We start from the raw sequence: 14152 nt of genomic DNA, 5'->3' as shown, positions 1-14152 counted from the left end.
TGCTTCGGCAAGCGCAGCATGACGTTCCTTTTGAAAGCATCAAGTGTTTACGATAAAACTTCCTTCTTCTCAATTTCAGCGGGCTGGCCTTGCAGCACCCAGTTGGCCTGCTTCACCACATTCTCCACACTGAACCCGAAGTACTCCATTACGGCCTCGCCGGGGCCCGATTCGCCGAAGCGGTTCATGGCAATGACAGTGCCTTCATCGGTGGCATATTTATGCCAGCCCATGGGCGAGCCGGCCTCTACTGCTACGCGCTTGCGCACGTCGGAGGGGAGCACCTGCTGGCGGTAGGCCTTGTCTTGCTTTTCAAACAGCTCCCACGAAGGCATGCTAACCACGCGGGTCGGTACGCCTTGCTGCTGCAGTTTCTCCTGCGCTTGCATGACTAAGGCTACTTCTGAGCCGGTTGCTAGCAGAATCAGCTCAGGTTTGCCCCCTTCGGCTTCGCTGAGAATGTAGGCGCCTTTCGCTACACCTTCGCGGGCCGAGCCGTACTTCTCTTGGTCCAGCGTGGGAAGCTTCTGGCGCGACAAAATCAGGACCACCGGCGACTTGGGCGTGGTCATGGCAATGCGCCATGCTTCTACGGTTTCGTTGGCATCGGCAGGGCGCAGCACCACAATGTTCGGGATGGTGCGCAGCGCGGCTACGTGCTCAACGGGCTGATGCGTGGGGCCATCTTCGCCCAGGCCTATGCTGTCGTGCGTGAACACGAATGTAGCAGCCGACTCAGCTAGGGCCGTGAGGCGGATGGCGCCGCGCATGTAGTCGGAGAAGGTGAGGAACGTGCCGCCGTAAGTGCGTACGCCACCGTGGTGGGCCATACCGTTCATGGCACCGCCCATGGCATGCTCGCGCACGCCAAACCAGATGTTGCTGTGCTCATAAGAGCCTGGCTGGAAGCTGGCGTCGCCGCCGGTAGGCATCTCGTTGGAGCTGGCCAGGTCGGCGGAGCCCCCGAACAGGAAGGGCACGCTTTTCTTCAGCGCATTAAGTGCTTTGCCGGACGCCTGACGAGTAGCCATGGCGCCATCGGCGGGGGTGAAAACGGGCAGCGAGGCGTCCCAGCCTGCGGGGAGCTCTCCCGCAAACGAAGCCCGGAACAGTTCCCACTCTGTGCCAAACTCCTGCTGGTACGCCTCTGATTTCTGCTGCCATTCTGCCTGAAGTTGAGCACCGCGCTGGCCGGCTTCAGCCAGATGCGTGCGTACTTCTTCGGGCACTACAAACGTGGCCTCGGGGTCGAAGCCAAAAAACTCTTTCGCCTTCTTGACATTGTCGGGGCCTAGTGGGGAGCCGTGCACCTTGCTCGTACCTTCCTGCGGGCTGCCGTAGCCGATGATGGTCTTCACGGAGATAATAGAAGGGCGCTCGGTTTCCTGCTGAGCGGCTTTAATGGCAGCCTCAATGCCATCGAGGTCGTTGCCATCCATCACGCGCTGGGTGTGCCAGCCATAGGCTTCAAAACGTGCCAAGGCATCCTCTGTGTAGGAGAGGTTGGTTGGTCCGTCGAGGCTGATATCGTTGTCGTCGTAGAGATAGATGAGCTTGCCGAGCTTCAAGTGGCCAGCCAGCGAAGCCGCTTCAGCCGCAATGCCTTCCATCAGGTCACCGTCGCTGACAATAGCGTAGGTGTAGTGGCCCATTAGCTCGTGGCCAGGTTTGTTGTACACGGCGGCCAAGTGCGCTTCCGCCATGGCCATTCCCACGCCATTAGCGAAACCCTGGCCTAGCGGGCCCGTGGTTACTTCCACGCCGGGTGTCAGGTTCGACTCGGGGTGGCCGGGCGTTTTGGAGTGCATCTGCCGGAAGCTCTTCACATCATCCAGGGTCAGGTCGTAGCCATAGAGGTGCAGCAGGCTATACAGCAATGCCGAGCCGTGACCCGCCGACAGCACAAACCGGTCGCGGTTAGGCCACTTCGGATCCTTCGGGTTAAAACGCAGAAAGCGCGAAAACAGCACGTACGCCATGGGAGCAGCGCCCATCGGTAGGCCCGGATGGCCCGAGTTAGCCGCCTGCACCATATCCACCGACAACAGGCGGATGGTGTTAACGCTTAGTTCAGCAGGAGAGAAAGTCGACTTGGTCACGGAATGACGATAAAAATGGTGGGAAGATTCTACGGCTTGCGGTAACAAAGCAACAGATGTACTAGGGTGCTGTACCTAAGAAAGCTGTTTGCCATCAGTACCAAAGCGAGGCGGATGAGCAATTGGCCGCGCTAAAGCCGAAAGTACTCTTTTGTATTAGGATACACAAACGATTGTGTGAACTTTATGCTCCGCCTTACTTCTCTAGGGCTGTACAACGGGCCAACCGGCAGCATCCCAGCTCAGCTTCTCAATACGCAATTTGGAGTGTCCTTTATCCGCGGCATCGTAGCCGTGGAAGACCAAGTAATCGACTTTGTCGAAGGTATACACCGAGTTATGACCTAGGCCAAACCAGTTCTTGTCGCCAGCCAATACTTCGGTACCTCCGCCCTGATCGAGCGCTACGCCAGCCTTATCCACGTAGGGACCTTTTACGTCTTTCGAGCGGCCCACCATAATCTTATAAGTACTCTGCGGGCCGCGGCAGCAATAGTCGAAGGAGGTGAATAAGTAATAGAAGCCATCCTTCTTAAAAATGAATGGCGCCTCAATGGCCCCGTCGCCAGGCAGGGAGTCGTTGAGCTGCGGGCTGCGGGGGCGCTTGGCAATGGTGCGCCATTGCTCCGGTTGGGCAGGTGCTTTCAGATCTGGAGTGAGCTTCACGAGCTTGATGCCATCCCAGAAAGAACCAAATGATAGCCAAGGGCTTCCGGCTTCGTCTCGGACCAGGTTGGGGTCAATGGCATTCCACATATCACGTCCTGGTACGGACTGAATCACGCGGCCATGATCAACCCACTTGAAATCTTTGGAAGTAGGATCAAGGGTTTTGTTGGTGGCAAGACCTATGCAGGATGTGTTCTTGCCGAACGCCGAAATGGAATAAAACAGCGAGTATACCCCGTTGTGGTAGGAAATATCGGGCGCCCAGATGTGGTTGCCTTTAAAGCCTGGCACTGCCTTCGTAGCCCAAGTAGGAGCCGTGGCGAAAATTGGCTTTTCCCGCGTCCAATTCTTACGGTCCTTCGATGACCACACCGCAATGCCCGGCCCCGTGCAGAACATGTAGTATGTACCGTTCTGCTGCGCCATCACCGGGTCGTGCGCCGGAATCAGGGCAGGAGCTGTTTGGGCTTGCGCTCCCAAGCTACCTAGTACAATGGACAAGGTAACGAGAGGCTTTATTAAGCGAGAATACATAAACGATTGTGTTAAAATTGTCGGGTTTATGGAGGGCAACTTTACCGCTACCGTGTGCCTAGTGAACCAGCACCACAAGTAGTGTTTACTCTGCAGACAGCTCCAGCACGTGGCTCGTGAGGGCAGGAGCATTAGGAGATGAAACCACGATGCCTACCTGCATCAGATAATCGCCGGAGTAAGTTTGGCTGTTGGCCGGCAAGCTGGATGTAGCGCCGGGCATTAGGCTGATTTCCGTGATACGGTAGCGTTTAGCTGGGTCGAGGCCCTGCAGACGCACAGGCAGCACAGTTTCGTTGAAGCGGGTGCGCAGGTTATAGCCATAGAGAACCGCTTTTGCTTTGTGTTCAGCTACATACATGAGGGCGGCTTGGTTGCCTTCGTAGGGAGAGCGGAGGCGATATTGGTCGCCCTGCCAGATGACCTCGCTGAGGCGTTTGTAGTCTTTTACGGCCTGCTGGCTGTATTGCAGCTCTTCAGGCGTCATCTTCTCCACCTCAATGTCGTACCCCAGTTTTCCCATCATGGCTACATCCGTCCGGAACTTGAGGCTTTGCTGGCGGTTCCAATTCGTGACGTGGCTAGCGAGTGTGTTGGAGGGGAAAAAGTTGGAATAGCCCCACTGGATATAAATGCGCTCCAAGGCGTCGGTGTTATCGGAGGTCCAGAACTCCGTGAAGTACTTAAGGCCGCCATAATCGGTGCGGGCGCCACCACCGGAGCACAGCATCATGGGCACGTGCGGGTACTTTTGGCGCACGCGGCTCAGTACTTTGTAGAGGCCGCGCACATAGTCGACATACAAATGGCTCTGGTTTTTCTTGAGGTGCTGCGAGTAGCCGTTGGTGATCATGCGGTTGCAGTCCCACTTCACGTAGGCCACTCCCTGACTTAGCTGCTCATCCACAATGTTGTACACGAAGTCCTGCACCTTGGGGTTGGTCAGGTCGAGTACCAACTGGTTGCGGTAATAGTCTTCGGGGCGGTTGGGCAGCTTCAGAATCCAGTCGGGGTGCTTCTCGTACAGTTCGCTCTTGGGGTTTACCATTTCGGGCTCCAGCCAAATGCCAAACTTTACGCCTTCCTTGCTGGCCGTTTGCACGAGGTGGCTTACCCCGTTCGGGAGCTTCGTTTTGGTGGGCTGCCAGTCGCCTAGGCCTGTCTGGTCGCTGCTGCGTGGGTATTTGTTGCCAAACCAACCGTCATCGAGCAAGAACACATCTACACCGAGCTTGGCCGCGTCGCCGATGATACGATCTAGCTTGGGCTCATCGAAATCAAAAAACGTCGATTCCCAGTTGTTGAGCAGGGTTACGCGCGGCTTCGTGCCATCGAGCACACCGAAGTGGCGGGCCCAGCGGTGCAGGTTGCGCGACGCCTGCCCTTTGCCGGCAGCGCTGTAGGTGAAGATGAATTCGGGGGTAGTAAACGTCTGGTTGGCGGGCAGCGTGTACTCGGAGGCGTAGGGGTTGATGCCCGCCGAAATACGCAGGGAGTTCACGTTGTCCAACTCAAAGGCAAACCGGAAGTTGCCGGTCCAGGCCAGCGTGCCGGCTAGTACCTGGCCGCTGGTTTCGGTTGCGGGCTGATCAAGGCCTAGGAAAAACGCGGGCGTCTGGTACCAGTTAGCGCGGGTGCCCAGCTTGGTGTCGATGACCTTAATGCCGCTAGTGAGCTGGCTTTCCTGCTGTTGCGCTTCCTCGGCCCAGTCGCCGTGAAACTGAGTGAGCCAGTACTGGTGGGCATCGAAATGCAGCATGGCCGAAGCGTAGCTGGTCAGCACCACCGGCTTCTTTTCCCGGTGCCGAATCTCAGTCCAGGTCTTGATTACGTCTTCTTGAAAATACGCCGCAAAATGCAGCAGCACTTCCACCGGATACTGCGGGTCGCGCAGCCGAATCACGGTTTCCGTTACATCATCGCCCGACTTCGTGGTCTTCTGATCGGCAAAGGTTAAGGCCAACGACGGGTTACCATCCGGATGCACCACCCGAATGGCGGGCTCAAATAAGTTATCGGTGCCAGCCGGTACGTAGGCTTCGTGGCGGTGTTGGAGCTGCTGATATTCCGCGGTATTAGCCAGCTTCGTGCCCAGGTATGTTTGGTACAACTTCTGGTTTTCGCCCACGGCCAGCACCATGCTCACGTGCTCAGTTTCTATAACGATGGGCGGGGTAGGCTGAGCCATGGCAGACGCCATACCGCCAAGGAGCAGCAGGCAACTACTAAGTACGCGTTTCAGCATGAGCAGGGTGGGAGAGGTGGGAAGGAGCAGAGCAGGAAAGGGCCTATAACGTATTCAAAAACAGATCGTCATGCTGAGCGGAGTCGAAGCATCTCTACCGCTTCGTTGCAGGCTTCCTTGAGTAGCCAGAGGTAGAGATACTTCGACTCCGCTCAGCATGACGGGTACTGTGGCAACAGCAGCACGCGAAATGCTTTGGCTACGCTCAGCGTGACGGTTCGGGGTGGCAAGAGGCCTAGGCCAGTTACTTGGCTGGCTTCACGCCTTCGGTCGTCATGACAACCCGCTTCATCGTTCCGTCTTTATTGTAATACAACTCATCGATGCAGACGGAGCGGCGGAAGGAACCGCCATCTGTGGGGATGCTGCCGTTGTGGTAGATGAAATACGACTTGCCTTTGAAGTCGATGATAGACTGGTGGTTGGTGTTGGAATTACCCGCCACCTCGTTTAGAATACCCTTGAATTCCCAGGGTCCCTCAATGCTGCGGCTCATGGCGTAGGCAATCTTCTCAGGGAATTGGTAGGCGTAGCTGAGGTAGTACCAGCCATTGTGCTTATGAATCCAGGGGGCTTCCGTGAACTTGGGCAGGGTAGTCACCTTGTTAATCGGGCCGTCCAGCTCGGTCATGTTGGGCTTCAGCTTGGCCCAGTAGCAGTTGGTGTTGCCCCAGTAGAGGTAGGCCTGTCCCTTATCGTCAATGAACACCGTTGGGTCGATGTCGTCCCAGGAGATGGGACTTTCGGTCATGTTGTTGGTGATGATGGCCGAACCGCGCGCATCCTTGAAAGGACCCGTCGGGCTATCCGACACGGCTACTCCGATGGCTTTGCCGGGAATGGTGCCGTGCTCCACGGCCACGTACCAGTAGAACTTGCCGTTGCGCTCAATTACCTGGGAGGCCCAGGCATCGGCTTTGGCCCACGCAAATGCCTTCACGTTCAGCGGCGACGGATGCTCTTTCCAGTTCACCATGTCGGTGGAGGAATAGCAGAGCCATTCGTTCATCACGTAGCGCTCCTGCCGGGCGGGGGCTTCATCGTGGCCGGCATAGAGGTAAACCGTGCCTTTATGCACGAAGGCAGCGGGGTCGGCGGTGTACTTGTCTTTGATGATGGGGTTGCCGGCCACGGCTTCGGGCGCTGCCTGCCCTAGCGCCGCGGTGGGCGCCAGGGTAGGAGCGGCCGCTGCCAGCAGCAGACCAGTGAGCAACGAGCGGGAAGTGAAAAGCAGGTTTTTCATACGTCAGAAATCACCGCTTAGCGCTTGCCAGGAATACGCAGCACCGTGAACGAGTTCGGGGCCAGCGTGTAGGTCACATTCGTCGACGATACCTTGAAGGGTTCCTCCTTAGGTGCCACGTTCATGGGCTGCTCCAGGCTGTTCACGGCGTTCAAGTCATTGCTGGCCAATACAATGGCTTTGCCGGCTTTGCCCAGCTTCTTGACACCCTGTAGGTTAACCGTTACGGGGCGAGCCGAAGTAGAGTAGTTCACCAGCTTCACAATGATTTCGCCGGTTTTGTCGTCGGCGGTGGCGCTGCTGAACAAGTTGTCATCACCATTCTTGGCATTGCCAGCACGCTGCACCGGCAGCATAGTGGTGCCGGGGTTGGTGCTGTACATCTTCTGCACATAGTAGTTTGGCGTGCCGTAGGCTTTCAGGTTATCAAACCAGATCATATCAGGCGTCCACTGCCAAGCGTCTACGTGTGCGAAAAGCGGCGCATAGGAGGCCATAATTACCTTATCGGCGTTGCGCTCTAGGCCAGTCATGAAGGCTGCTTCCGAGATGGCACAGTCCCAACTGTTCTTGTTGTCGGGGCTGCCGATGGCTACACTTTGCGCAGCGTACTCGCCGGCGAAGATTTTGGTGCCGGTAGTGGGATAGTTGTCGTAGCGGCCCACATTCTGGCGGAACCACTCCGGCTTGGCGTAGTAGTGTTCATCAATTACCTCGGCCTTCAGCTCCCGCAGGCGCTTGCTGGCTTTGTCGAACAGCTCCCCATCGGGGCTTGGTCCCGCGCTGGATACGATGTTCATGTTGGGATACTTGGCTTTTACGGCTTTCATAAACGGCTCGTAGCGCTCCAGGTACTGCGGACCCCACTGCTCGTTACCGATACCGATGTACTTCAGGTTAAACGGTGCTGCGTGGCCCATGGCTACGCGCTTGGCGCCCCAAGGGCTACTAGCGGGGCCGTTGGCAAACTCAATCAAATCCAACGCGTCCTGAATGAAGGTCTCCAGCGTCGGGTCGTCGTCTTCGTGGTTATGCGAGGAGCCGGCATTTGGGCCGCCCGCCGCTACCCCCGAAACTGGGGCCAACTCAGCGGAGTTGAACTGGCAGGCCATGCCTACGTTCAGGATTGGAACGGGCTCGGCTCCAATATCCTCGGAAAGCTGGAAGTATTCAAAGAAGCCCAACCCGAAGGACTGGTAGTAGTCGGGCGTGGAGCGGTGCTTGAACTCCATGTTCCAGCGGTTTACCAGCGGCACGCGGCTAGCCACGTCGCCAATGGTTTCTTTCCACTGATAGCGCTCCGTCAGGTTGCGGCCTTCCACGATGCAGCCACCGGGGAAGCGCAGGAAGCCGGGGTTCATGTCCTTGAGCAGCTGCACCAAATCAGTGCGTAGGCCGTTCTCGCGGTTTTTATACGTATCCTTCGGGAACAGCGAAACCACATCAATATCCAGCGTGCCGGCGCCTTCCATCGTGAGCTTCAGGCGCGCTTTCTCAGCCGTACCCGACGATTTCAGCACCACGCTGTACTTCTTCCATTCGTTGGTCAGGCCAGTAATCTTGGTCTGGGCCAGCACTTTGCCCGAGGGGCCAGCTTCCGGGCCCGCGCCGGGTCCACCTTCTTCCAGGGTCACGTTCAGGCCGCTGGCGTTGCCGGCACCCTTGCGCAGGTATACTGAGAAGGTGTATTCACCGCCCTGCTTTACGCCCATTCCCCGGAAGCCTTCATTGATGAAGCCGGCATCGGGGCTGGCCGTGGCGGCCGTCATGCGCAGGAAGTGGTTGTTCTGAGCGCTGATGGGCTGCTGGCTTGATACCGTGTAAGTCGATAAAGCCGCTGCGCCCCGAATGCCGCGCCAGCCTAGCAGGTGCTCATCCAGCTCAAACGACTTGTTTTTAACCAGCTCCGGATACAGGCCGCCATCGGCAGCAAAGTTGATGTCCTCGAAGAAGAGGCCATACATGGTTTTGGCGATGGGGGCGCCGGGCTTGTTTACCTGCACCGTAATGGTGTTGGCAGCGGTGGGCTTGGTTTGGGCAAAGGCAGTGCCTAGGCCGAGAGTACTGAGCAGGCCTAGACCAGTGGCCAGCTGCGCAAATCGGGTGGGAGAAGATGTGAGCATGTGGTAGATGAAATGAGCGAAACGCGTGTAGGCTATCAGTGGGGTTGCAGCCTAGGGAAGGGCTAGTGAGTCCCCACTTTTTTTCATGTGTAATCTGAACGATAGGTGCTTTTGTCTAGAACACAAGGCACAATCGATTGTGTAAAGTAATAAGAAAAACGCAACATGATGGTTGTTTTCTTTAAAAAGAACCAGATTTCATTTGCCATAAGAGCATAGTAAATAGGCTTTGTAGGGCATTTTAATTCAGAAAATAAGCTAAAATCGATGTTTGCAAAGGGGAGTATACATCTAAGATTCGAAATCATTCTATCTTTACACAAAGCATTGTGTAGCCCACTCCCTTATGTCCCTTCGAAAAAAACAAGTCCCGGACTCAAATACTACTAGCCCTGTTTCCATGGCCGACCTGGCCCGGGAGCTAGGCGTGTCCATGACAACCATTTCGCGGGCCCTGAGTGACCACCACAGCATTGGGCCGGCCATGAAGCAGAAAGTGCTGAAGCTGGCCAAGAAATATAACTATCAGCCCAACCGGCTGGCTTCGGCGTTGCGCAAAGGCAAAAGCCAGTTGCTAGGCATTGTGGTGCCCTATATCGAGGGGCGCTTTTTCCCTTCGGTAGTGCACGGCATTGAAACCGCTGCCAGCAAGGCCGGTTACAATGTTATCATCTGTCAGTCGAATGAAGATGTGGCCCAGGAGCGTCGTAACCTCGATATTCTGCTGAGCGCCCAGGTGGCGGGTATTCTGGTGTCGTTATCACGCACTACCCACGATTTTCGCCATTTTGAGAAAGTACGCAGCCGCGGTCTGCCGCTGGTTTTCTTTGACCGGATTGTGGAAGGCGACAACGTAAATGCCGTGGTACTGGATGACCAGGAAGGCGGCTACGTTTCTACCAAGCATCTGATCAGCCAGGGCTGCCACCGCATTGCGCACCTGGCTGGCCCCCAACACCTGAACATCTACAAAAACCGCCGCCAAGGCTACCTCGATGCCTTGCGCGAAGCCGGCCTGCCCGAAGACGAAAGCCTGATTATTTGCTCAGATATGGGTCAGGACCAAGGCGCCGAAGGAATGCGTCAGCTGCTGGCCTCCGCAAATCCGCCCGACGGAGTATTTGCCGCCGGCGACTATGCCGCGCTGGGGGCCATGCAGGAAGCGCACCGCCAGGGGTTGCGAGTACCCGAGGACGTAGCCATTTCAGGCTTCAGTAACGAGACCTTTACCGTTATCACGGAGCCTTCTATTACTACCATTGACCAGCGCTGCGAGGAAATGGGCCAGGCCGCGGTACGCTTGCTGCTAGAAGTGATTGAAGCCGATGGCCGCGCGTTTGTGCCCCGGCAAGTCTCGCTTCGGCCGGAGCTGCTGGTGCGAGGCTCGTCTGCCCGCGCGGAAGTAGTCGGTCAAGCCAGGTCTGTGGCCAAAAAAGTCGGCGTAAGGGCGCACTAGGTTCGGGCTATGCCGCAGGAGTATCTGCTGTTCGTGGACACCGAAACCACGGGTCTGCCGGCCCGCTGGACCCGGCCTTACGCCGAGGAAAAGGAGTGGCCCCACATAGCGCAGCTGGGGTGGGTAGTGTATACCTCAGAGGGAGACCTAGTAAAAGCAGACCAAGCGTACCTGCAGATTCCGGCCGGGAGTATGCCCGCCGCCGCCATTGAAATTCATGGCCTGACGGAGCAGTTTCTGCGGGAGCAGGGCCAGCCGCCTGAGCTGGTGTTGCGCCGCTTGCTGGCCGATCTGGCGACGTATCGGCCAAGGGTAATTGGCCATTTTCTGCAGCTGGATTTTCATGTACTAGGGGCCGCGTTCCTGCGAGCTGGGCTGAATAACCCGCTGCTCACGCTTCCGCAATTTTGCACCATGACGGCCACCTGGCCGCCCGTATCTACTACCCAGCTCCGCCGGCATTTGAGGCTGCACGAGCTACACGAACTGCTGTTTGGCGAGCCCATGGAGCGCCTGCACGATGCCTACCTTGATGCGGCTGCTACGGCCCGCTGCTTTTTTGAGATGCAGCGCCAGGGCTTTATCACCGCTGATCTTCTCACAAGCCAGGAAGCGCTTACCGAGCCGGTAGTAACATCCCCGCCGGCCGCCAAGCGCTGGCTTTTCTTGGTGGCGCTCCTCGGATGCGTTCTTCTGCTGCTATATTGGTTTCTCTATGGATAATCGTCTTGCTTTTCTCCGCACCGTGGCGCCCTTCACGCTGCTGCCCGAAGATGTGCTGGAAGGAGTAGTGGACCTGCTGCAGGAAGTGCAGCACCCGCGCGAAACCTTGCTCTACCAGCAGGATACATCCAAGCTGCGTAGCCTCGATATTATTGTGGAAGGCGAGTACGAAACCTTCTTCTACGACAGCGAGCAGCACAAGCGCCTGCCGGAAGTATATGGCCCAGGCACCTGCTACGGCGGCATGTCCATTCTGCTCAACAAAAAGCGCTCCTTGCGTACCGTAGTCGTGCACAAAGGCACCCGTGTGCTGCAGTTGCCTCGCCGCGACTTTCGGGCCTTATGCCAGGCCTACGAACCGTTCTTTCATTACTTCACGGCGCGCTACGGCGAGCGGATGCTCGACGAGGAATACGCCCATTTCGTGAAGCCCAGCTCGCTGCCGGAGCAGAATTTTCTGGTGGCCGATCAGCTGTTTTCGCGCCGAATCAGCCGGGTAGAGGTGCGCGAGCTAGTGACCTGCCCCAGTACAGAGCCGATTTTTGAAGCCGCTAGGCGCATGGCGGCCGCCAAAGTCAGCTGCTTGTTCGTGACCAACCCCGAATCAGGTGCTGTGATTGGCTATTGCACCGATATCACGCTGCGCGACGCCGTAATTGCTAGGTGCCTGGATGCTCGCAAGCCGGTTGCCGAAGTGGCCGCTTCGCCACTGGTTTCTATCAGCAGCGAGGCCTATGTGTATGAGGCCATCCTGCTCATGTTCCAGACCAAAACTCGCTACCTGCTGGTGGAGAAGAATGGCGAATATGTGGGGTTTCTGAGCCGAAACAAGCTGCTTAGCGACTTGGCCCAGTCGCCGTTTATGTTTATTCAGGCCGTAAAATTGGCCCAGAGCACCCGCGAGCTGAAGCGCCGCTGGGAAATGGTGCCCGACATTGTAAACCAGTTGCTGAGCCGGGGCGTGAAAGCAGATATCGTGAACCAGGTGATTTCGACCGTGGCCGATACCATTGCCCTGAAGGTGATAGAAAACGTGCTGGCTGAGCTGGGGCCAGCGCCGGCCAAGTTTGTGTTTATGGTGCTGGGCAGCGAGGGGCGCAAAGAGCAAACCCTACTCACCGACCAAGACAACGCCATTATCTACGAAGACAAAGCCAACGAGCAGCGCGAGCTGGTGCGCGAGTATTTCCTGCGCTTTGCCACGGCCGTTTCCGACCAACTCAACCACATTGGCCTGCACTATTGCACGGGCGGCTTCATGGCCAAAAACCCCAAATGGACGCACTCCCTCTCGCACTGGAAGCGCAACTACCGCCAGTGGATGAGCGAGTCGAATGCGGAGACGGTGATGCAGTTTGCTACCTTCTTTGATTGCCGCTACCTCTACGGTGAAGCCAGCCTGATGCATGAGCTGCAGAGCTTTCTGCATCAGGAGCTGGAGCAACCCCTGGAGCGCTTTCTGTTCTTTATGGCCAAAAACGCGTTGCAGTATGAGCCGCCGCTAACCTTCTTCCGTAACATCCGCACCTTCACGCAGGAGGGCCAGCAGGTGTTTGATTTGAAGCGGACGATGTCGCCGATTGTGGACCTGGTGCGGGTATATGCGCTGCAGCATCAGGTGTTCCAGACCAACACCGGTGAGCGACTAGCCCAACTGCGCGAGCAAGGCGTGTTCAAGGAAAAGGAATACCAGGAGCTACTGCAGGCATACTATTACCTGATGGGTATGCGCCTCCAGAAACAGGCCCGCCAGATCATCAACGACCGCGAAGCCCCCACCAATTACCTTGACCCCACGACCCTCACGCAGGTAGAGCAGGTCACGCTCAAGGAAATATTTAAGGTTATCAGTGACTTCCAGTTGAAAATAAAGGTCAGCTTCACGAAATCATTGTAAATATACTTTCACTGTCCTGCCAGGCTCTGCCTGTCTTCGCTCGCTACCAACCCCAATTCCCGCCCCTATGAAACAACTGATTCTCCTGCTTTGGCTGCTGCTGGCAGCTAGTGGCAGCTACGCTCAGAAAACCAAAATAAAGACGAAGGGCCCAGCCGCGGCAGCGGTACTGGACCGTCGGTGGTCGGTAGAGAAAGCGCAGGCTTGGTACAAAGCGCACCCCTGGATGAGCGGCGCCAACTTTGCCCCAAGCACGGCCATCAACCAGCTGGAAATGTGGCAGGCCGCCACGTTTGACCCTGCCACCATTGATAAAGAATTGGGCTACGCCGAAAGTATTGGGTTTAATACCATGCGCGTGTTTCTGCATAGCCTGGCCTGGCAGCAAGACCCTAGCGGGTTCAAGAAACGCATGAACGACTACCTGGCGCTGGCCGACAAGCATCACATTCAGACGTTGTTCGTGTTTTTTGATGACTGCTGGAACAAAGATCCTAAGGCGGGCCCCCAGCCGGCTCCCAAGCCCGGTATCCATAACTCAGGCTGGATGCAGGACCCCGGCGACCCTGCCTCCCGCGACTCGGCTACGTTCAGTAAGCTCAAGCCCTACGTACAGGATGTGCTGACCTCGTTTAAATCTGACAAGCGCATTTTGCTCTGGGACCTGTATAACGAGCCCGGCAACTCAGGCAAAAAAGCTACCTCGCTGCCGCTGGTGCGCAACGTATTTGCCTGGGCCCGCGAAGTAAACCCCGAGCAGCCCCTAAGCGTGGGCCTGTGGGCCTGGGACTTCCCGGAGCTCAATGCCTACCAGGCGTTGCACTCCGACATTATCACCTACCACAGCTACGACGAAGCAACGTCGCATCAGCGCATTATTGAACTGCTGAAGTCGCACGGCCGGCCCATGATATGCACCGAATACATGGCCCGGACGCGAAATAGCCGTTTCTCCAACATTATGCCTTTGCTGAAGCAGCACAATGTGGGTGCCATTAACTGGGGCCTGGTAGAAGGCAAAACCAACACTAAATACCAGTGGGACACGCCCTTGCCCGATGGCAGTGAGCCTATCGAGTGGTTTCATGAGGTGTTCCGCCAAGATGGTACCCCATACCACCGCGACGAGACCGAGCTAATTAAGAAGCTGAACGGCAAGTAAT

At 56.8% G+C, this 14152-nt stretch carries 9 protein-coding genes; 4 read left to right on the top strand and 5 right to left on the bottom strand.

What is annotated here, in order from left to right; genetic code table 11:
* Nucleotides 1–47 precede the first annotated feature (47 nt).
* The 5 genes from tkt to ACYVHC_RS14455 form a co-directional block, all read right to left on the bottom strand.
* Nucleotides 48–2099: a transketolase family protein gene (gene tkt, locus ACYVHC_RS14475; protein WP_460614470.1), complete on the bottom strand. Its 2052-nt coding sequence runs from the start codon at nucleotides 2097–2099 to the stop codon at nucleotides 48–50.
* 204 nt (nucleotides 2100–2303) lie between these two features.
* Nucleotides 2304–3302 (bottom strand): family 43 glycosylhydrolase, encoded by a 999-nt coding sequence (locus ACYVHC_RS14470; RefSeq protein WP_460614469.1) that lies wholly within the window; start codon nucleotides 3300–3302, stop codon nucleotides 2304–2306.
* An 85-nt stretch (nucleotides 3303–3387) separates the two neighbouring features.
* Nucleotides 3388–5502, bottom strand: coding sequence for an alpha-galactosidase (locus ACYVHC_RS14465; protein WP_460614468.1), 2115 nt, complete (start codon nucleotides 5500–5502; stop codon nucleotides 3388–3390).
* Between the two features lie 289 nt (nucleotides 5503–5791).
* Nucleotides 5792–6790, bottom strand: coding sequence for a glycoside hydrolase family 43 protein (locus ACYVHC_RS14460; protein ID WP_460614467.1), 999 nt, complete (start codon nucleotides 6788–6790; stop codon nucleotides 5792–5794).
* Between the two features lie 17 nt (nucleotides 6791–6807).
* Nucleotides 6808–8913, bottom strand: coding sequence for an alpha-L-arabinofuranosidase C-terminal domain-containing protein (locus ACYVHC_RS14455; protein WP_460614466.1), 2106 nt, complete (start codon nucleotides 8911–8913; stop codon nucleotides 6808–6810).
* Nucleotides 8914–9259: 346 nt separating this feature from the next.
* On the opposite strand from ACYVHC_RS14455, the gene ACYVHC_RS14450 reads away from it, so the two are divergent.
* The 4 genes from ACYVHC_RS14450 to ACYVHC_RS14435 all read left to right on the top strand — a co-directional run bounded on the left by ACYVHC_RS14450 (nucleotide 9260) and on the right by ACYVHC_RS14435 (nucleotide 14151).
* Nucleotides 9260–10369, top strand: coding sequence for a LacI family DNA-binding transcriptional regulator (locus tag ACYVHC_RS14450; RefSeq protein ID WP_460614465.1), 1110 nt, complete (start codon nucleotides 9260–9262; stop codon nucleotides 10367–10369).
* A gap of 9 nt (nucleotides 10370–10378) precedes the next feature.
* Complete coding sequence (locus ACYVHC_RS14445; protein ID WP_460614464.1) at nucleotides 10379–11092, top strand: 3'-5' exonuclease; 714 nt, start codon at nucleotides 10379–10381, stop codon at nucleotides 11090–11092.
* On the top strand, nucleotides 11085–12989 hold the full coding sequence (locus ACYVHC_RS14440; protein WP_460614463.1) for a DUF294 nucleotidyltransferase-like domain-containing protein: 1905 nt from the start codon (nucleotides 11085–11087) through the stop codon (nucleotides 12987–12989). The genes ACYVHC_RS14445 and ACYVHC_RS14440 overlap by 8 nt, the downstream gene beginning before the upstream one ends.
* 67 nt (nucleotides 12990–13056) lie before the next feature.
* Complete coding sequence (locus ACYVHC_RS14435; protein ID WP_460614462.1) at nucleotides 13057–14151, top strand: glycoside hydrolase 5 family protein; 1095 nt, start codon at nucleotides 13057–13059, stop codon at nucleotides 14149–14151.
* The last annotated feature ends 1 nt before the right edge of the window (nucleotide 14152 follow it).

The sequence above is a fragment of the Hymenobacter seoulensis genome, from assembly GCF_054780535.1.
Note: the sequence above shows the minus strand (reverse complement) of the source record. Positions and strands in the feature narration are given on the sequence as shown.